Source organism: Coprobacter sp., from assembly GCF_982436375.1.
The window spans coordinates 20,795-42,782 of record NZ_CEWDCG010000002.1; the positions used below are offsets into that span (position 1 = coordinate 20,795).

General features: G+C 38.2%; 11 protein-coding genes. 1 reads left to right on the plus strand and 10 read right to left on the minus strand.

The genetic code is table 11. The features are described 5' to 3' along the window. Window positions 1-25: 25 nt before the first annotated feature. The 9 genes from AC1WHX_RS00255 to AC1WHX_RS00295 form a co-directional block, all read right to left on the minus strand. On the minus strand, window positions 26-898 hold the full coding sequence (locus AC1WHX_RS00255; protein WP_270214267.1) for an endonuclease/exonuclease/phosphatase family protein: 873 nt from the start codon (window positions 896-898) through the stop codon (window positions 26-28). A gap of 95 nt (window positions 899-993) precedes the next feature. Beyond that, window positions 994-4,167: a glycoside hydrolase gene (locus tag AC1WHX_RS00260; RefSeq protein ID WP_270214268.1), complete on the minus strand. Its 3,174-nt coding sequence runs from the start codon at window positions 4,165-4,167 to the stop codon at window positions 994-996. An 89-nt stretch (window positions 4,168-4,256) separates the two neighbouring features. Beyond that, window positions 4,257-5,342: a hypothetical protein gene (locus tag AC1WHX_RS00265; protein WP_122337460.1), complete on the minus strand. Its 1,086-nt coding sequence runs from the start codon at window positions 5,340-5,342 to the stop codon at window positions 4,257-4,259. A gap of 16 nt (window positions 5,343-5,358) precedes the next feature. Further along, window positions 5,359-7,098 carry a RagB/SusD family nutrient uptake outer membrane protein gene (locus AC1WHX_RS00270; protein WP_481228786.1) on the minus strand — a complete coding sequence of 580 codons (1,740 nt, stop codon included), beginning with the start codon at window positions 7,096-7,098 and terminating at the stop codon, window positions 5,359-5,361. 12 nt (window positions 7,099-7,110) lie between these two features. Continuing rightward, a complete protein-coding gene (locus tag AC1WHX_RS00275; RefSeq protein ID WP_481228787.1) occupies window positions 7,111-10,269 on the minus strand; it encodes a SusC/RagA family TonB-linked outer membrane protein in 3,159 nt (1,052 codons plus the stop codon). A 163-nt stretch (window positions 10,270-10,432) separates the two neighbouring features. Beyond that, window positions 10,433-12,238, minus strand: coding sequence for an ELWxxDGT repeat protein (locus AC1WHX_RS00280; RefSeq protein ID WP_481228788.1), 1,806 nt, complete (start codon window positions 12,236-12,238; stop codon window positions 10,433-10,435). Window positions 12,239-12,430: 192 nt separating this feature from the next. Continuing rightward, complete coding sequence (locus tag AC1WHX_RS00285; protein WP_122337434.1) at window positions 12,431-15,232, minus strand: sugar-binding domain-containing protein; 2,802 nt, start codon at window positions 15,230-15,232, stop codon at window positions 12,431-12,433. Window positions 15,233-15,441: 209 nt separating this feature from the next. Next, a complete protein-coding gene (locus AC1WHX_RS00290; RefSeq protein WP_303116718.1) occupies window positions 15,442-18,783 on the minus strand; it encodes a DUF5107 domain-containing protein in 3,342 nt (1,113 codons plus the stop codon). An 11-nt stretch (window positions 18,784-18,794) separates the two neighbouring features. Continuing rightward, window positions 18,795-20,180, minus strand: coding sequence for a sugar porter family MFS transporter (locus tag AC1WHX_RS00295; protein ID WP_009316670.1), 1,386 nt, complete (start codon window positions 20,178-20,180; stop codon window positions 18,795-18,797). 220 nt (window positions 20,181-20,400) lie between these two features. Here AC1WHX_RS00295 and AC1WHX_RS00300 point away from each other — a divergent pair, with 220 nt between their 5' ends. Continuing rightward, on the plus strand, window positions 20,401-21,291 hold the full coding sequence (locus tag AC1WHX_RS00300; RefSeq protein WP_022602899.1) for an AraC family transcriptional regulator: 891 nt from the start codon (window positions 20,401-20,403) through the stop codon (window positions 21,289-21,291). 58 nt (window positions 21,292-21,349) lie between these two features. Here AC1WHX_RS00300 and AC1WHX_RS00305 read toward each other — a convergent pair whose 3' ends face one another. Next, window positions 21,350-21,847 (minus strand): peroxiredoxin family protein, encoded by a 498-nt coding sequence (locus AC1WHX_RS00305; RefSeq protein ID WP_122337431.1) that lies wholly within the window; start codon window positions 21,845-21,847, stop codon window positions 21,350-21,352. Window positions 21,848-21,988 lie beyond the last annotated feature (141 nt).

Genomic DNA, 21,988 nt, shown 5'->3' on the forward strand with positions numbered 1-21,988 from the left:
TTTCAAGGTATATCAATTTACCTTACTATTTATATTCAATAATTGCAACTACAGGAAAATGATCTGACGGATTACGTGCCTGAAATGCATTTTCCATGTTTTTCACAGGAATTCGATAAGTATCAGTCAATATTCCATACCGATCAACACTAAAATGCGATGTAAGAAATATATGATCGATACGGGTTGTAGTCTTTCTATTAGGATCAAAAGCATTAAAAGTTCCCGTTACAGCATAACGTATACCAGCACATTCATACGCATCCGATAACACTTTTGAATTCACAATCGTCATATAACATCTACTATTTTGATCCGCATTAAAATCACCGGTTAAGATAACAGGCAATTTACCTCCCGATTTCTTAATTTTCTGCAATACTAAAGAAGCGCTTTCATCTCTGGATTTTACTCCGACATGATCGGCGTGTAAATTAAAAAACATAAAAACAAAACCTGTCTGCTTATCCTTGAACTTTCCCCAAGTACACAAACGCACTTGATCGGCATCCCATCCCAAACTGGGATAATCAGGAGTAGAAGAAAGCCAAAAATTTCCTTCATCTAAAAGTTCAAAGCGATCTGTCTTATAATAAATAGCAGTAAACTCTCCCCTTTTCATTCCGTCATCACGTCCTACTCCAATATAATCATACCCCCGCAACTTGTTTTTCAGCTCTTTTACCTGATGAAACTTTCCTTCTTGCGTCCCGAATATATCAAAATCGTGATAACGGATTAAATCGGCAATAACAGGACAGCGCTGCCCCCACCCATTGCCATTAATCGAATCATTACGATTCGCAAACCGAATATTATATGAAGCAACTTTCATTTGGTGGGCCTCAAGTCCAAAACAATAAACCAAAAAGCAAATTAAATACAGCACCTTTTTCATAAACAAAATTCTTCTTTTTGTTATCAGCAAAAATAAAAATACCCTTCCTCAAATAGAATGGACAATTATCCAAACGAAATAGAGTATCTTACGATTTATTTGACAATCAATTTTTGAATTTCAGTTTCTTCTCCAGTATTTAATTTCAATACATAAACACCTTTATATAATCCATTTAATGGTAATACCGCTATCTCAGAATCCGGATTTGAAGAATAGATTATTTTACCATTTAAATCAATTAAAGATATTTTATTGACCGGAACTTCCGAACGGATGGTAACCTGATCTTTTGCAGGATTCGGATATACAGTAATCCGAGAATCGCTAACAGATTCAATTATGCCGGTATCGGAAAGATCCTTTATTTTACCGACAAAAGTAACAATTGATGTCGCCGGCATCGTATAATTCTCTGTAACAGCAATATCCGATCCTCGTCTTAAAGCATCATTCAGATTATTAGTCGTAATATAGGGAGTAAAGTGTGTTATTCCCATATTATTACTTAATCCGGATATATTCATACGTATCGAACGGGATTGTGTCGAAGCATTTATCACAACAATTACAAGTTCCTGGTTGATTTCATCGATATATGCCGAAACCATTTGGTTTGCAATTGCATCTGCGGCAGAGAGACCATCCAACCGCATTACATCGACCCGTTTCATGCCCGGACGGATAAACCGAGAAAAATTTCCCAAAGCATAAAGTAATTTTGTAGGACGGTATACACCATCTGTTTGCTGGTTATTCAAAATATATCGAATTAGAGCAAAACGTTCTTCATTGCCACTACTTGCATCTTTTTCGAATGTCGTCCACCATTGCCAACCGGAACAATCAGCCTCTACTAAATCATTATGAATAATCCGAGCCAATGATATTCCGCATTCCATCGGAGATAACGTACGGGAAGAACCTCCGCTATGAATGGCCTTATAGCCATTTTCCAACAACGAATATTCAGTTTGCCAATACTCTAATTCAGGATCGGTCTCTTCTATTTGATCTCGCAACGCATTTCTCTTCTCTACAATATCCGTAGCAGAAGCATCTGTCCAATAACTATGAGAAGATACATAAAATGAAACCGAAGGAAGATCTTTTATCTTAAGATCAGACCGATCATCCCAAAAATTATATAATTGATTTGCATAATCTCCCGTACTTTCTTTCAATAAATAATTTATAGAGCCAGCTTCTGTAATAAACAACTTGGTATCAATACCCCTTTTTACAAATTCTGCATCAATCGCTTTAACTACATCCGAAACTTCTTGATTTGTCCAAGGAGTTCCTTCTTGCGATACGACTCCTCCGTCAGAAGTTGCATTCCACTCCCATTGAGGTTCATTCAAAGGACTAATATATTTAAAGTTAATTCCTTGTTCTTTAAAATGGGAGACAACATCGGCTAAAAATTTCCCGAAATCATTGAAATGCTCTCTCTTCAAAATAGTCGATTTCGCATCACCGTATTCCCGAAATCCCAAACCTCTCACTGTATAATAGACAGGGGGAGAATTTTGCCAACCTATAATATCCGGCACATTATACGTTTTTACCGCTTTCTCCAAAAACCACTGCTGTCCGGCTTGTTTTGTCCAATCATATGTAGTCATATCCGGATTCAAGAAACATTCGGTACGACGTGTTTCATCCGAAATACGGCTGGCTGCTCCTTGCTCAGATGTCCCTGCCCCTATATTAAAACGCCACGCAGACAATCCTATACCTTTAGGCGTACCATTCGATAAAGTATCACAACTGAATAATAACTCCGCTAAATGCTCTTTTTTATTTTCCGGAAAATATTTTCCTATAAATTGAGTACTCCAACCATCTGATGCCCCAAAATTGCGTATAGTTTGCTTTTTCTGATCTACACAAACCGTAAATTCTGAAAAATCACAGAATTCAGCATCCCAGTCCCGAATTTCGTCCGAAGTAAGAGAACTTTTTTCTAAAGTTATCTCATCAAAAAGACCGGTACACGTATTTTCTCCACAACCAAAATCGATCTGAGAAAAAGGGTTTTCTTTATTCGTATATCCTGCGATCTGTTTTCCCAGAGCCCCATTTAAATATATTCGGTAATAAGGACTACCTCCTGCACTAAAAACCTGTACCAAAGATATGCTGTTCCATTTGCCGGAATACAATGGAACAGTTGCCATTTTCCCAGTAGTTCGGACAACCCCGTCTTCTCTAATCTTAAATTCAAACACGGCTTGCCCCGAAGTAATTTGTGAAACAAGCAATAAAGCTTCATCATTATTTTGACCTTGAAAACGGACTAACACCTTACCGACATCCTCCTCTTTAAACAAATCTTTAAAATATACAAAACTAAAAGATAACTCTTCTTTCATTAAATCGCCAATTTGCAAAGACATTCGGCTATCACTTTTAATGTCGGCTACATATCCTCTTACATTATTTTTTGTTCGTTCCACGTTTAAAGACGAACTTTCAATATTCTTCATGTCATCTTCCAATCCTGTTTCAAAAGAAAACCGCGCATAAGCTATTTCCCCGTCCTCAGAAACAGAAGGCTCTGGCAACTCTTTATCTTCAGCAAGTGCTGCAATCTGGTTAACGGCAAGAGCCGTATGATATATTTTTATATTATCGATACGCCCACTCATCGAATAACTTGTCTCGGGATTACATCCTAAAAAGATTTTTGAAATATTAAAATCTGAAAGATTCAGCAACGTTTCAAGCTCTCCCGACAACTTTCCATTTACATAATATTTTACTTGAATTCCTTTGAAAACAAGAGCAAAATGATACCACTGGTTATTTTCTAAAGGTTCTCCTGCGATCGAACGATAAGTTGAATAAGGCTTATTATCGATAACGATATAACTATCGTCCCCCCATGATGTTTTAGGAGTTAAATAGATATTGCTTCCGTCATCGGCATACAGTGCTAAAAACATCCGCCAATTTGCATTGGGATCGATATCTTCTCTTTTACCAAAAAAAGAGATGGTCATTTCATCCGATAATATATCCCCTTTCAACTGTAAGCAGCCTTTCAAATCAGCATCAAAACTCAGCACTTTTCCCTGCCGTATATCATCAGATATTACAGAAGCCCCATTTAATGTTTCGGCAATAACATTTCCTAAATTATCCGATGCTGTACCGTCCTCAAAATTTATATCTGCAATCTGTTTTGCTTTATTATCGCTAACCGACCATGCATATATAGGCAAAAGAAAACATAGACAAACAAATAAAGACATTCTTCTCATGGCTCTTTTTTTTAATATTAAGATTAAACAATAATGTCTCCGAGCTTCTATCAGAAGACAACGAAGACATTATTTCTCAACAATATCATTTAATGCGAAACAGAAACAGTCACCAGAGCTTGTTGAGTCAGCTTGGGATTACTATTCCCCATAAAATTATAATCGATCGTATAAGTAACGTCTCCTTGCGAAAAATCGACCGGAGTAACTCCCGATATTTGTTCAACACCATCGATCGTAACACGGCAATTTGTTCCATCCAACAAATTCGGATCATTGTTCATCGTCTCAAAAACCGGAATCACATTACTTAAATCAATATCATCGGCTAATTGCAATGTAATATTATACCGGTCATAATATGCAATATCACGAGTTACAGTCCCCTCTACCCCATTAATAGAAAATTTCGTCATTTTAGGAATCATAACCGGAGCTACATAATAATTAGAAATGACTCCGGATGCCGTAATAACTCTAAAATTTTGTATTTTCAGTTTACCATCCTGAACAAATTCTACAATTCGCGAAGCTGTAGAACCAGAAACGATTTTCTTTTCTTCCCCTACAGGATCAATCCAATACATTTCCGCCAAGCTCGACGATAACTCAAAATTAACCAATTGTTTTGCCTTAATCGAATTAAACGTCGCATCTCTCCACGCATCGAACAATATCGGACAGATCAACGAATCCGAAGAGATAAATTCTCCATACGAACTATAATATACCGTTCCTGCATATTCCGACATTCGGTATATATTATTTATTCTCAAATTATCCAATCCCCCGTCTAAGGCAACTACTTTAACAGTTACCGAGTCAACCTGAAATTCCCGCTCTCCATTTTCATTAATCGAAGAAGCGACCCATACAGCATTAAAAGTTCCCGGCTCTTGATAAGAATAAGAAAACGTACCATCCGAAGCCGCGGCAAAACCGGTATCTCCCTCCTTTCTATATACATGATTTGCATCTCCCGGATAAACGACATAATACTGTCCGGAACCCTTATTCACAAAATGAACCGATTCAAAGACATCATAAGTATCTTTTTCTATTTCAAAAGCAGCCTTAGGCGCTACATATAAATCCCGGAGATAACCGTTTTCATCGCACGAAACGAGCATCAGAACAGCCAATAAGCTATATAATAAAACTCTTATCTTTTTCATAACACTACTCTCCATTTTAATATCCAAAATTCTGTTCGATTACCCCATTGGAAATAGATATTTCTTCCTGAGGAATAGGAAATATTTCGTTTACTCCTTTTCTGAAATATTTTCCTCGCTCTCTGATTTTTCCAGACGGTTGTTCTACCGGAGCATTTTTATATACAGACGCCATTCTCTCGCTTAAAATACCCAAACGTGCAATTTCGAACCAACGGTCAAATTCTCCTGCCATCTCTATTCGTTTTTCTTTTAAGATAGCATCCCGCGTAACATCATAAGGAGCATAAGCGACATCTTGAAAATTAGCTGCCGGAATCGATATATATTGAGAATTAGGATTATCCGGATCTAACAATTTACGAGCACGTTGACGAATTTTATTCACATAATCGACCGCTTTACGAGAATCGCCGGTCTCATTTAATGCTTCGGCAAATAACAACAATGCCTCCGGATAACGCATTACACGATAATTTCGTCCGTTTGTAGAACCCTCGCTACGGAATATATAATACTTAACAAAAATCATCCCATCTCCATAATTAAACCATCCGATTTGAGGAGATGTCTCCTCTTGTTTATAATATTCACTGAGCGTACGCCCCGTAATGGTAAACAATTTCCGAGGATCATTCTGAAATTGATTATTCAAATCAGATGTCGGTGTAATAGCTATTGTTGAAGAAGTTCCTCCCAACGAATTTATCAAAGAACCTCCACACGGCCAACTTTCATTTGTCGAAACTCCCGAGCCCGAATAATCATAATGATTTATTTCTATCAACGATTCGGGAGAAAACTCACCCTCAAGCCGGAATATTTTATCGAACTCATCCAATTGATGAATACTTACTACATCCTGCCCTGCAAAAACAGTCTCTTTGGTAGCCGAAGGATCTAATACCAAACGTTTTGCCAAAGACTCCCACGACTCATTAGGATAATTTTCATCGAATTTCAGTATTTGATTATAAGTCAAATTTTTACCTTCAATAAAAAATTCTCCAATCTCCCGTGCCTCTTGCCATTTTTGCTCCTTATCCACCGATGTCAACTTTACGCCCGGAGATGCTTCATATACCAATACTTTCATCAGCAATCCTAAAGCTCCGCCGACTCCAATCTGTCCGGCCTCAGTTAACTGATAACGACCTCTACGCAAAATCAGAATTGCTTCACGCAAATCCTTTTCGATATAAGCATACACCTCATCTAAAGAAGATCGGGGCACTACCATATTTCCCAAATCTACATCTTCAGGCTGTATCGATACACCGCCATAAGTTTTCACCAAATTAAAATAAAAAAGGGCTCTCAACAATTTGGCCTGTCCCAAAACTTCACGTATCTCTTTTTCGCTCGTACCATTTGCCCGATAATCGACATAGGGAGCCGATCTGATTACCTGATTAGCTTTATTGATACCCTGATAATTTATTTGATAACGTTGCAAGATATACGTATTTTCTGTATTAAACTGGAAATTAACCAATTGCCCCATTTCATTAATTTCGACATCTTGCTTATTCCAAGAATTATCGCTCATGGCCTCACCGAAAATAATTTCACTCAACTGATACTGTTGCGATTGCATCAGATTATAAACCGCATTTAATCCGATACGCAGATTATTCAAATCTTTATAAAAAACGTCCCCTTCTACCAATCCGGTCTGTTCAGGCTCAAAATAGTCCTCACACGACGAAAAAAACAACGGGTACATTGCTAAAAGAATATATATCAACTTTTTCATATTCGAAATTATTTAAAAATCAATAATTACGCCAAACATATAAGAGCGCGCTTGAGGATATACTCCTTGATCGATACCCAAATAAAGATTATTACTTTCTTGACCTGAAGTTTTACCGACCTCCGGATCCAAACCATCATAACTAGTGATAGTAAATAGGTTCGTAGCAGAAGCATAAACTCTTAAATTACTCACAGACAATTTGTTTACCCATTTTTTAGGGAAAGTATATCCTAATTGAATATTCTTTAACCTCAAATATGAACCGTCTTGTATATAAAAATCAGAATTTCTGAAATTCATTTCATTTTTAGTTCCGTCCGAACTGGGTAACGGCACTGTCCCATTCAAATTAGCACCCCAATGATCCCGATAAGAAGGATTAGCAGGATCGGGAACTGGCCTCCAAACTTTATCGAAATAATCTTTCGCCACATTTGAATAACTCAAATAATTTAAGTTTTCCCATACTCCATTGTAAGCCACATTTGAATAACGGAAATATTTTGTCACATCATAAATCTCATTTCCGGCAACACCTTGGAAAAACATCGACAAATCAAATCCCTTATATTCCATGTTGATATTAAATCCGTAATAAAAATCCGGATTAGGATTCCCGATGAATGTACGATCGCTGTCATCGATTACACCATCGCCATTCACATCTACAAATTTCATATCTCCGGGTGTATAAGTTGATCCAGAAGAAAATACCGGAACTTTAGGAGAACCATCTTCATTGAAATCTGCTTCGGTCATGATTCCGGCTGTTTTCCAACCATAAAAACAAGCAATAGGAGCTCCGACTACCGTTTTATTTACATAACCCAAATTATTGGGGCTGCCTAAATTTCCACCATATATGGCATCATTATTTCCGCCTAAAGCAGTCACTTCATTTTTTACTTTCGTAAAATTTCCCGACAATTCAAAATTAAAATCTCCTATACGATCTTTATAAGAAAGCTGAACTTCCCACCCTTTATTTCTCACGCTTCCGGCATTCTGCATCGGAGTAGAAGTGTACCCTGACGAATAGACAATAGGGACAGCAACCAACATATCGTGTGTATCCTTAATAAAATAATCGACCGATGTAGAGATACGATTATCCAAAACATTAAAATCAAGTCCGACACTGGTCGATTGAGTACGTTCCCAAAGAATATCGGAATTTCCGTATGAAGATATACTCATACCCGGTTGAATTGTAGGCATTCCCACCCCATATATGTAAGTGGCTGATTGCTGCCCGACATAAGTGGCGTAAGCATTATTTCCAATACGATTATTACCCAACTGTCCCCAACCGGCACGCAATTTCAAAAGACTTATCCAATCTACATTCTGCATAAATGACTCCGAATTAATCTTCCATCCGGCAGATACACTCGGAAAATATCCCCAACGATTTTTTTTCGAAAATCTGGATGAAGCGTCCGCACGGAAATTCGCTTGTAATAAATAACGGTCTTTATAGTCATAACTAATACGTCCCAAAAGGCCTAAAGCAGTCCAAGAAGTTGTATATCCAGACGTCGATTGAGAAAATTGAGCAAAGTTCAATGCATTAAATTCATCATCATACCCTCCATATCCTGTACCTTGTGCCCATGTACGCTTCATTGTCGAGGTTTCCAGCGTTTGACCGACCATCACAGAAAAATCGTGATCGCCCCATTTTGCCGTATAATTCAAAATATTGTCCCAACTTATATTATCGGTAGTCGTCGGATAACGTTTTACATCATATTTTATAGTTCCTACAATTTCAGGATTTACATTATAACGGTTAAACTGTTCTTGATCGGAAGCATAATTCGAATAACTGGCACGAGTTGAATATTTTAATCCTTTCACAATATCCCAATCCAATGTTATTTGCCCAATAAAGGTATTAACATAGGTATCATAAGTCGTACGACGAAGATTTTCGATCGGAGTAGTCCAATTATAACTTTCATTCTGATCATAAATAGGTGTGAGCGGATTATAGTTAATGGCTGTCTTAATTACACCCCAAGTTCCCTCTCCGACAACTCTGCGATCTTCACGCGCATAAGTAAGATTCGTACCAAGTGACAAATTTTTCAGCAATTTAGCATTCATCTTTCCGTTAAAAGATTTGCGTTCATAATTCGACTCTTTTATAATACCGTCTGTATTCTGAAAATTACCACTGACATAATAATTCAATTTATCATTGCCTCCATATAATGAGATATTGTATTTCTGCATTAATGCACTACGAGACAATTCATCCCACCAATCAACCCCTTTATCTATCAACTCTTGAGTTTCCGGCTTTACCTTCATCTGGCCTGTAGCCGCATCATAATCCGTAACAATATTCAGATTATTCACAAAGTCGGAATAATAAGCAAAATCCTGTTTGTCCATTAGTCCGGGATCTTTCCATGACTCCTGCCATCCCAGATAAGCATTAAAATTCACATTTAAGATTTTCTGGCTGTTTTTACCCGATTTAGTAACAACGAGCACTACACCGTTCGCAGCACGAGAACCGTAAATAGCCGCAGAAGATGCATCTTTTAAAATTTCGATAGATTCTATATCATCCGGAGACAAATAATCGATATTATCCATCGGTATTCCGTCAACCACATATAAAGGATCGGAATTATTGATCGTACCCATACCTCGAATACGAACTGTAGAACTGGCACCCGGAGCTCCGGAATTCTGTACAATCTCAACTCCTGCAGCCTTTCCCTGAATAGCATGCATGACATTCGTTGCCGGTAATTTAGCTATCTCATCTGCGTCCACAGAAGCAATAGCCCCTGTCAAATCGCTTTTTTTCTGTACTCCATAACCGATAACCACGACCTGATCCAACTCTTGAGTCGATTCCTGCAAAGTAATCGTAATAGAAGTCTTCCCGTTCAAAGGCTGTACAACGGTCTTATACCCAACATAAGAGACCTGCAAAGAAGCATTTTTATCCTTCACGGTAATTTTAAATTGACCGTCCAGATCACTCATTGTTCCGATACTTGTTCCTTTCACCTGTATCGAAGCGCCGATAATCGGCTCTTTGTTGTTCGCATCTATCACTTTACCCGTAATCACCTGAGAATAAACAGGTATAACAAGCATAATCATGAACAATAACAACAAAGCCTTTATTTTTCTATGGCTTAGCATGGTTAAAACTATTTAAGTTATAAAATAAAATGGTCTAAAGAAAAACCTGTAGAAACAGGTTTTTCACATCAAATAATCATTTGTACCTTTCGAAAACCTTTTTCTAATCTTATTTTAAGAAACATGGGACTATGTAAAGAACTATAGTCCCATATCTTATAATTTATTTAACTACAATCTTTTCAACAACTTGATGTCCGTCAGCTAATACAATTTTCACAAAATAGATTCCGTTAAGAGCCGAAACATCAATATTATCGGCTGCCGTCTCCAACACCTGTACACCCGAAAGATCATAAATTTGTACGGTTTTTATATCCTGATGTGTCGTGATGAAAATTCTTTCGGTTGCAGGATTAGGGTAAACCGTCACCTTAACAGCCACCGTTGCAGGATCTTCTATAGCACTGGTTCCTCCCAAATCATATTTGTAAAGAGCTTTTGTCGATGAAGAGCCGAAATACAGATTATTATTAATATTATAAAATCCCGTAGGAGAACCGTTATCCGGTAAATCGACAACTTTAACAGGGGCATTTTCAATACCGTCGATCACCCATAATTCATTATTGTTGTTCTCATCTTGTGCTTTAAAAAACAGTTTGCCGCTTACTTCTCTGAAGTTTGAGCAATTATCAGCCAAACTTCCGGCAGCAATCTCTGTACCCCAGAACTGACGCTGATAAATACAAGTATCCAAAGTAGCGGTAGGAGCCAACCACAAACTATATCCCGAAGCATATTGGTTAACATCTTCCGGCATATAATATCCTCCGTTGGCCTGAATCATCAAATATCCTTGATATACAAAGAAATCAGCATTCGACCCCCAAGAATCCAAAGCAACATTTCCACCCCAATGATTAATATCATAAATCATACGAGGATTTACTCCATCTTCGATAGGCTTGGTCAAATCCCAGAAACAAGGCTCACAACCATGAATACCGTCCTTTGCTCGGAAATAAATCGTATCACCAATTGCTATCGGGTAAGCAAATTCCGTAGCCGCAGGTAGACCTCCAACTTCTCCCTTGGCGAAATCGAATCCCAACCACTTAGTCCCCTCAGGAGTTCCATCGCTATACCAAATTTCACTCCCGTAATCCTGACCAACTTGTTCCGCTACCGTTTCAGCACGAAAAACCACCATCTTATCATTGATATTACGCAATGCTCCAATCCCTGCCGGACCGGTTCCGAATGTACCATCATCACTCGGTCTGTTATTAATATCTTTCAGTAACTTTGTTCCTTCAGGTGTTCCATCGGTAATCCACAATTCTTCGTTATGCTCAAGATCAACTCCTGCGAAAAAAGCCTTATCGCCCATTACCTCAAAATAACTCCTCATCGGAATGCTTGCGATACGCACTGTTCCTTCTTCTGTACCATCAGATATCCAAATCCAACTCTCAGGAGTTTCAGGATCTACAACAGGCATCATTTCACTTTCTTCATCCCTCGCTGTAAAAAGAACTTTATCCCCGAGAATAACCATATTTCCCGGTTGAGAACCGATATTTCCCGGATAAATATCTTTTACCATTTTCGTCCCCTCTACTGTTCCGTCTGAGACCCAAAGTTCCCGTCCGTATTCAGCGGTTTCTGCCGTAAAGAACAATTTTCCGTTTACCCATTTCAAACCGCTCGGTTCGGAACTCTCAGATCCCGGAATAATATCCATAAATAACTTCGTACCCTCCGGTGTCAAGTCTGTATACCACAACTCGCTGCCATGATCAGCATCCTTGCCGGCAAAAAAGAGAAAATTCTCTGTTCTCACGGCATGTTCTTTAGGACCCAATGGATTGGCAACAGACATAACACTACCCAACTCTAAACCTTCCGGTGTCAAACGGGTCATTCCATCCGGCAAAATTTGTGCTGTCATAGGGGCGAACATTGCCCAAGCACACAGACATCCTGTAAAAAATTTCAGATTTCGTTTTAGATAACAATGTTTCATGGCTCAAAAATTTATAATTAAAAAATATCTGAATAAGATCGGCAATGATTATTTAAAGATAAATAACTACCGATTTTTAAGTTTACATCACGAAAATACGACTATAAAAAGCATAAAAAAATGGACAATTTCACAAAGCACATGGACAAATTTTCGGTCTATCCATTTCTTCAGGTTTTATCAAAAATGTTTTCAATATATAGAAGTCGCACTACTCGATTTCACTTCATGTATTTCACTATCTACCAACTTATTAAGATCTTCTTTAGGAAGTTCTGAACAAGGTTTGAAAGTTTCTGAATTCATATAATTCAAAAGGCTGTAAAGCAACTGACGGATTTCCGGATATTTCCGATTTTTTTCCGAAAGAATGTCCATAGAAGAAAACAACAACTTACCGCCATTGCAAGTAGCCTCAAAGACCGAAACCAATCGCCTGTTGTTCGCAAAATTATCGACATGTTCTACTATCGCAGACACCGGAGCTATAGAATCGACGACTAACGTTTTAGAGTTTTTCAGCAAATGCCACCATTGCCAGTCGGTATGATTTTCGGTTGGAAAATCCGACAAAGCCGAATGTCCGGAATCACACAAAATCCCCATACTTCCCGCTTGTTTCGGAAAATGAATCGGACTCCAAAAAACCGGAACAAACTTGCCTTCTATACCCTTTAATGCGCCAACAGGAGGTGAAAGCAGCACTTTCCGACCCTTTGACAACTCTGAAAGAGCTTTTTCCAAATTATCTGTCACGCAAACATCTCCCGCATTTATAGCTACATTTTCGGGATACACCCATACCGACCAGCTATTCTTGTAAGGCGTTTCCACTACAGCCACTTCCAAAGTAAGACAAGTCGCAACCGTAACCTGATTTAAAGACGCTGAAATCTTTCCTATAACAGAATTTTTACCCTTTTCAATGTGTGCTGCATCAAAATATCCTGATGCAACAGATTTTCTACCCGGACCAAATAAATTCCACGAAATTTTTTTATTTTCAATATCTGAAGCAGCATAATTAGCAATTTCCACTGTCGCCTCGAATAACTCGTTATTCGTATAAATCGCTTTCGGGAAACGAGTTAAAGGAACAACTGGAGAACAAAAATTACGAAAATCTTCAGCAGCAACAATCCCCTTAGAATCCCAAAATGCATCTAACAAACCGACTAAAGCAGTTCCTTGTCCGGGGAAATCGTGCAAATCGAGCAATTGAAAACCTGAGAATCCGGGTGTTTTCAGAGCCCGTTCAATCTCCTCTTTATACAATATAGCAGCCAATTTTCCCGAAGCGTTCAAATAATCATCGGCTTTAGACAACAATCCTTTTTCTTGCAAATCAGCCCTTACCGCCTTAAAATTCAAAGGGTCAAGTACACCTTTATATTTTTCAATCTCTTTCAAATTAGGATACACGGCATACTGTCCTATCTCATGAGAAATAAGAGGGACATTCATCCCGTCAACGGAAGATGTATAATCTTTATCAAAACAAGGAGATTCGTCGTTAAAAACACCCTGTCCTCTAACCCAACCTTTTTTCGTCCATTGCGTCACAAAAAAATCATCACCGGTTTCCGGCCAATCACCATGACCTTTTTCAAAAGTAAACGTAGTAGTCGTATATAAGTGGCGATTGTCTTTTGATTTCATATAAGAACGTAAACTATTCAAAAAGTCAAAGTCCGGTTGCAATTCATTTCCGACACTCATTAAACAAAACGAAGGATGGTTACCATATTCCTTTAATATTCTATCAGCCTCTTCATAAAGAAATCTGTTGGTTGTCGTATCCTTACCAACGGTCAAAGACCATAAAGGCAACTCTACCTGCAAATAAAATCCCATATCATCTGCTACCTCAAACGCTGCCTGAGGAGGACACCACGAATGGAAACGCAAATGATTCAAACCGTATGCTTTTGCAACACTAAATACTTTGTTCCAGCCTTCCTTATCAGTAGGAGGTGTACCTGTTAAAGGAAAAATACAACATTCCAATGTTCCTCTTAAATAAATGCGGTCGTCGTTATTCATCAATACAGAGCCCGACGTCGATAAATTACGCATTCCGAACCGGGCTGAAAAAGCAGAAATTTTTTTCCCTTGTGTCAAAATGACATCCATCTGATAACAAACCGGAGAAAATTCATTCCATAAAACAGTATTTTCGCCCATATCATAATCATACGTTATAGTATTTTTCCCGGGACGAAAAGATGTAGTCAATAACTGTGACGACAATGCTCTTCCATCTGTTAATATTTTCGGATTAAATGAAAGAGTTCCTTTTTTTTCTTTCTTTCCAAAATTCGACACAGTTACCACACATCGCACTTTTTTCTGAGATACATTCGGATAAAGCTGAACATCCTCAACAGAGATTTGATTTTCCGCACGAAGTTCCAGACGTCCCAATACACCATTCCACATAATCTGAGTATCATTGGTATAAGCATGCGCCAAATCTTTAACCGAAATATCATACTGTTTGCGATTATCAATCCTGATCGTCAACCGATGTTTCCCCGTACGAATATCTGATGGTAAATCGAAACGATGCGGTGTAGTCAGGCTCTCTTGTACCCCCTCCAAAGCAACCCCATCTATCCAAACTTTAGATTGCCACATAACACGTTCCAAATAGAGAGAAACGTTCCGACCTTTCCACGATGCAGGAATCTCAATCTCCCGGCTATACCACGCCGGACCTACATAAGAATGACGACGAGTCAAGTGTAACATTTGAGGCTTTTCCAAAGCCGGAGAGAGTTCATTCGGAATACCCTTCCCTGCCAAATCGGTCGTACCGGGCAACAGAATAACATCTTCCAAAGATCTTTCAAACCAGCACTCCTGTTCACCGACATCCTTACTGTCCATAGCGAATTGCCATGTCCCACTTAAATCCAATACATATTCCTGAGAAAAACCCTCCGGAATAAGCCCGAATAATATCAGAAGCAAAAACAAAATATTTCTTTTCATAAAATAAGCCTAAAATGGTACAAATCCGGTATTTATAAATATAATATACTTTATTATATAAAACACGCCTATCTATTATATCTTGCCAAAGGTGGATTCTCCTTCAAATAAAGACAAATATTTGAGAGGAAAAATAAACAAAAAAAGATAATATCAATCTTTTTGTTTCCACCTTTAACACAAGGATATAATTTTATCAAACAATCTTTCTACTTATTGCACATATTCAAATGTATTTGTCCTCCTTGGTGATTTACATCTAATTTCCGAACTTCCTCAAAGAATGATCTTGCTTTCACCAAGTTCCCTAAACCTAAATGTCCTAATCCCATTACATAGTTGCAATGAAGGAGATTTCGCTTATTCAGATCTTCTTCCCAAATTGCCAAATCAGGTAATGAAACAGCAAAATAATCTATCTTACAATTATCGAAAAGATGCTTCTCACCATGTTTGATCAGCTTATTAAAGCGGCTCCGAGCCTTTTTCTCATCACCTAAAGCTCGCCATGCCAATCCTTGATAGAATATTTTATCAGGTTGTTGATCATTATAGAAGAATGCTTGTGCAGGTTCAGAAGATCCGACTGTCGCCTTATGAAAACAACTTAAAGCTTCGCTCTCTTTACCGAGCTCACGATAACACAATCCTTTATAATAATAGATATCATTTTCCTCTGCTCCGGCGAGTTTTCCTTCTCCCAAATTGTACGGATACGATTCTGTTTTATTCAACAAATCCAAAGCCTCTTCAAACCGTCCTGCAGAAATTGCTTCTTTTGCCAGTTCTACGTGACACAAAACATATTGTCCTGTCACTTTTCCCTCACCGCCTTCCCACGGGTGGAACTTACGAGCCGCAAGCAAAGCTTTTGCTTCGGAATAACGTCCTAACTGATTATATAAAGTGATGCGTTCCAAAGCCAAATCATCACGGGATTCGACCAACGCGACATGTTTCTCAAGGAAAATCAACCGTTCGGCATATGAACGTCCCAGTTTCTTATAAAGCTGGTCGAGTTCCATCAATATACGTGCATCCGTATTGTCTAAAGCAAAAGCTTTTTCTAAAGCAGCAACCGCCTTTTCTCGATTATTACATTTATTATAATATGCTAACGAAAGATTCCGCCATACTGTCGGAAATTCAGGATCAATTGTTGCCGACTGCTCCCAACAAGATACAGCATTCTCATAACGCCGGGAAGCATACCAAAAATTTCCTAAATAATAAAAGGATTTTGCATCGGAAGGATTTTGCCGGACGGCTTCTTGCAAAATCAAGACTTCTTCTATTCTGTTAGGGAAACAATATGTCGAATCGCATTTTTCTGCTTTAACAAAATATTCTTGTGCCAAAAAAGGATTACTTTGTTTCATGCATATATAACCCAATAAGTAATAAATGATAGGATATACTTTTTCGACATCCTGAAGATATAATCCGAGCAAACCTGCAGCTTCCTCATATAACCCTCCTGCAACAAAATCCAAAGCATATTCAATGTACCCGTGAGACCAGTCTCTCATCAACTCTTTCAATTTTTCCAAATCAGAATTTTCTCCGGATGCCAAATAACGTTCATAGCGACATCCCATATTGAAAAAATCGATTTCTAAAGAAGCATCAGCAAAAGCTACTGCTTTTTCATTGTATTTCATCTTACGGAGAAGAGAACACTTTAACTGACGAGCTTTGTGATGATGCCAATTGCGTGTTAATGACTTTTCAACAGATTCGAGAGCTTTCTCATACTCTCCCCGAATGGTTTCTATTCGGGCTATTTCAAAATAAGAAGCATCTTGCCATGCGGCATTCCATGCAGCCTTATAAAACGCATCATAAGCCTCGTCTATCTTTCCCTGCATACGGCAACTCCAACCTAAATTGAAATAAGGTTCTCCATCATACGGATTAGGATTACGTTGTGTAAGAGTTTTTATTGCAGTACGAAAATGAACTTCGGCTTTAGCAAATTCACCCTTTCTCATCCATAAAAGTCCCATAGCATTATTACAACGGACATCTCCAGGTTCCCGACTTAACGCTTCTTCATAATAATCCATCGGATTATAGGTAGCATGACGGTATTGTTCCAAATGTAACCCAGTCAAGAAAAGTTGCTCGATAGAAGCTATTTCTTTAGGGTCTTTTGCTGCCTCTGCCGGATTCGGCAATGGCTTTATTTCTTCCTTATCGGCTTTATAGGTAAGCAATAATTTTCCATCCTGACCGTATATATCCGTAATCATATTTTCTGCAAGCACCCCGTTTGACGAAAATTCGACACAGAAAGGCTCTGCCGGTGATATATTCACTGTATTGTCGAACAATATTTTATCGCTTACATCCTTCACCAAAACACGCACTTTCGGTTGTTTTCCCGTAGCATACAATATCAATTTAGTATTATTCCCTTGTACGTCAACATTCAAAATCAGATCTTTTGTAGCATTCTTGACATATCCGACCTCTGCATAAGGCATAAAATACTGAACCCAAGATTTTTCTTCATACGGTTGTAACCATGTAAAATCAGGCTGATTATCGGTATATACGCCTGTCATCAATTCAATATAAGGGCCATCTTCGTCTGTGAGATTACGATCCCATGCAACACCGAAATCTCCATTCCCCCATGTCCATTGCTTTTTTCCAGGAGAAACATGATGATCGGCAACATGCAGCAATCCCCCTTTTTTGTCTTCCTCATACCCTCCGACAAAGTTAAACTTCGACCGAATCGCCATATATGAAGTCGGAACCGGAATATTTTTATATTTCGAAATATCTACACCAGAAGAATAATCTTGTTTATAATACACACCGGTAGCAATAGGGAAACTCGAGACAGCTCTCTTTCCATGATCGAAGACAGCGTTTACATCAGGCGGGAAAACCGAATGATAGTGTTCATTCACCACAACTGCCGGATTGGCCCACCAAAGAAATGTCTGAGGGAAAGATGTCCGATTATAAACTTTAGCTTTTATTTCGATATACGCCTTTCCGGGATAAAGAGTAAAACCATGCATCCCTTTCGTTCGGAACATCCGTTCTACTTCATTACACCAAATGGTTTTACTTCCATCAGGGTTTTCTTCGATAGAATAATCAGTAGGCAAAAAAGTTGAAGGACGATGATGTTGTGGCCAATTAAATTCTATACCACCTGAAATCCAAGGCCCGGTAAGTCCCACAAGAGCAGGTTTTATAACCTGATTGTAATATACAAAATGACGTTTCTTGATTTTATCGTAGGCCATTTGCACACGACCTCCGAGCTCTGGTAAAACCATCATCTTGATATATTCGTTTTCAAGGAACAAAGCCTTGTATTTCTTCTCAGACTTTACATCCTCTATTTTCTCAACTACGGGATATGGATACACAGACCCGCAACTTCCTTGATATACTCTTTTTTCTAAAAAAATAGGATTTTTTTCTTCTTTTCCTATGCCATACGTAGGGAGCATAATATCTTCTTCCCAAGCACGTACCTGTCCTTCCCCAACCTCACAACGGGTCAGGTATTCTGTAATTTTTTCCATACTTTATAGTGTTATTTTTTGATCAATTCTTTTTCTATATCTTCTAAACTTTTGCCTTTTGTTTCTGGTAGTTTTATCGTAACAAAAATTCCTCCGGCCAAACAAATCAAACCATAAAACCAAAATGTTCCGTAAGCGCCTAAACTATGATTCAGAATAGGGAATGTATAAGTAAGAATAAAACATGCTGCCCATAAAGCGAATGTAGCGACAGACATAGCGACACCTCTCACTCTGTTGGGGAATATTTCAGAAATGATAACCCACATAACGGGAGCTAATGTCATTGCATAACATGCAATTGCCAGCACAACGATAATCAGCAGCGGAAGTCCGGATACATGAAAATAGTATGCAGCACCCATAAACGCATAAATTACCGTCAGTGCAAATGCACCCAGCATCATCAGCTTTTTCCGTCCCCATTTATCAACTACAAACATGGCTAAAACGGTAAAGACGACATTTGTTATTCCTGTTATTACGATATTCATCAGTACATCAGAAACTCCATATCCGGCAGCCATAAATATCTCTTGTGCATAATTAAATATCACATTTATACCGCACCATTGCTGAAACATGGCCAATACAATACCTATTACCAATACATTACGTAAAGACGGAGACAGCAATGTCTTAAATCCGCCCTGTGGTTCAGCCGGTACAGTATGTTCTATCTCACGCATCTCCGCAAGAGCATACTCTCGCCCTCCAATCCTATCAAAAACCTGTAAAGCTGCATCTCTACGCCCTACCGTAGCTAACCAACGAGGACTTTCGGGCAAGAAGAATCCGACTACAAAAAACAAAGCTGCCGGAACAATCATGGCTAAAAACATCCAACGCCACCCCCATTGGCCATTCCATGACAACCGGATCATTTCACCCGTAGCATCTTCGGCAACAGGCTCGGCAATCAACCAATTTACCACTTGAGAAGCCAATATACCCAACACTATTGTCAACTGATTTATCGATACAAAACGCCCCCGCACATCTGACGGAGAAATTTCTGCTATATACATGGGAGAAAGACTGGACGCAATTCCTATGGCAAAACCTCCGATAAGCCTGAATACATTAAACATAGTAAAACTATTACACAAGCCTGTACCCAAAGAAGTACAAATAAAAAGAGCTGCGGCTAAAATCAAAATCGGTTTACGACCGAAACGGTCACTAAATTTCCCCGCTATTAAAGCTCCGACAAGACAGCCTATCAAGGCACTGCTCATTGCCCACCCCTGCATATACGGATTATCGGCAATCTCGAAAAATTGTTCATAAAAAGGTTTAGCCCCTCCGATAACAACCCAATCATATCCGAACAGAAATCCTCCCATTGCGGAAGCCAGGGCTATAAAAAACAGAAAAAATTTACTGTGTGCATTCATCGGTTTTCAGTATTAAATTTCAACAATACAAAGAGAACGCTTTTTTTTTATCTACAACATAGAGAAAAATGTTATTTACATGGATAATTTTATTCTGTTTATCAATTTTATATGAATATATACTATATAACATTACAGCTCTTAAAAGAATGAATACATGCTTGTTACAAATTAAAATTATCAATATATTTGCGAAAGTGTATCTTAAATCACATAACTTATGGCTAAAATAAAAAGCGGATTCAAAGGAGAAAGAGCTATAGTTCTGCCTTCCGCAGTTGTCGATAGCATCGCTCAAGATGTTTTAGGGAAAGAGCTGCATATTACCGACATAGGTTATTATCCACAAGCGTCATATCATTACCGTGAACGCACAAAAGAAGAAGCGGAACAATTTATATTGATTTATTGTGTTGAAGGTCACGGATGGTTCAGCATAAACGGGAATAAATACTCGGTACAATCGAACCAATTTTTTATCTTACCTAAAAATACAGCACATTCATACGGGAGCGACTCCAAAGACCCATGGACTATTTATTGGATACATTTCAATGGAGAAAAAGCATCATTCTTTGCAAACGGATTTGACAAACCGACAAACATCACTCCCAATTCCGACTCTCGTATTGAAGAGCGTCTCCGTCTTTTCGAAGAAATATTTTATACATTAAGCAAAGGATATAGCAAAAATAATTTCTATTATGCAATTACAAGCTTATTCTATTTTCTCGGATCTATGAAGTTTTTGGGAGAATACAGAGAAAGTGCACAACCCCAAAACAAACAAATGGACATTATCGAAGATATTATTCACTATATGAGAGAAAATATAGAAAAAAAGATTACATTATCAGACTTAGCAACTCATGCCGGATTATCATCTTCTCATTTATCATCTATATTCCAAAAAAAGACCGGATATTCGCCACTTCGATATTTCACACATTTACGTATTCAAGAAGCATGTCACTATCTCGACTTCACAGATATGAAAATAAATCAAATATGTCACAAATTCGGATTTGAGGATGCATTCTATTTTACCCGGATTTTTACACAAGTCATGGGAATGTCACCAAGCAAATACAGGGAACAGAAAAAAGGATAAATACCGATTAATAAAGAAAAAAGACCGGATAATAATATCCGATCTCTTTTATAAAGGATTATTGACCTATCAATTCCGTCAACTTCTCAGGACTAAAGTTTTTGGCTATAATTACCCCGTTTTGATCCAATAGATAATTTCCAAAACCTTTTTTAAGACGGAAAGCCTTATAAATATCTGAAGACTCCCCTTCCTTGTCATAGAATTGCGTATTTCTATCCAACTCGTCTAATTTGACGGTTTCTTCAAAAATGACTCTGCTCGGGTCATACGAAACCGAAACAAACGAAAGATTCTGATGATTCAATTTTTCGATCTCCTGCCGCATTCTTATATTTGAAATGCGCGACGAAGCATCATAGCTAGCCCAAAAATTAAGCACAACATATTTGCCCTTCAGATCTCTCAAATCGAAAGTCCCGGCGGTGGAATCAGTCATTTGAAAGTTCGGAGCTTTTTCTCCGACAAACAATCCGGTTTTAGGAAACCGATTATTACTAGCTGAAAACATCAAAAACAATACAAATAACGCAAAGATTGACTTTACTTTCTTCATACTGAAGTTTTATAATTCATACTAAACCTGCAGTTGCGACATCTCGTCAGAATTCTGCAAGCCCCACTGATTTTCAGCGGTAAATCTACCATCTTGAAAACGCCTTTTCTTCAACAGAGATTTAGAAAACGAGTGCAAAGA